The sequence below is a fragment of the Eubacterium ramulus ATCC 29099 genome (assembly GCF_000469345.1).
Classification (GTDB): Bacteria; Bacillota; Clostridia; order Lachnospirales; family Lachnospiraceae; genus Eubacterium_I; species Eubacterium_I ramulus.
The window spans coordinates 1-602 of sequence record NZ_KI271076.1 but is presented as its reverse complement, the minus strand read 5'-3'; the positions used below and the strand labels follow the sequence as shown (position 1 = coordinate 602).

At 40.7% G+C, this 602-nt stretch carries 1 pseudogene; it reads right to left on the bottom strand.

Features of this window, described 5'->3' with window-relative positions:
- Positions 1–602, bottom strand: a pseudogene (locus tag HMPREF0373_RS00745) (MobA/MobL family protein); the annotation flags it as partial.

Below are 602 nucleotides of genomic sequence, written 5' to 3'. Positions count from 1 at the left end.
ATTCTCTGGATTCGTTCATCTATATCACGTCCTTTCTCTACCTGCTGTTCCAGTTCAGCAATTCGGTGTTCTGTTTCAGTAATAAACTGTTTTCGCTGTTCAGCTTCTGTGCCAATATCTGCCATTGCTGATTTTCGTTTTCCAAAAGTTCTATCTTCGTTTTCTGTTCTTCCATCTTGGAAAGTAGTTCCTCGGTATTTGGCAAAATGTTGAGCAGCTCGGATAACTCGCTGTTTAATTTTTGCAATTTCTGATTCTGTTCCTGCATAAGAGAGAGTTGGGTGTCCCGGTTCTGCATTTCCAGAAGCATTTCTGCCATTAAGGTCTGCTGTTCTTCGATTTGCCCAATCATGGACTCCATTAAGGGTATAATTTCCCGGCTTTCTTCTAATGTCATTTAATCGCTCCTTCCATAATGATAATGCACCTGATACTTTCCCAAAGGTGTCCAGTATCTTTTGCAATAACGTGTTTTGTTGTTTTATGATTTGATTTTCCGCTACTTTCCACGAACCTTTTATTTCCTGCCCGGCAAGAAACTTTTGTTCAATCTTTCTTGCGTCAGCACCTTCATGGATGGTAGGAATCTGGAGTTTTCCCTG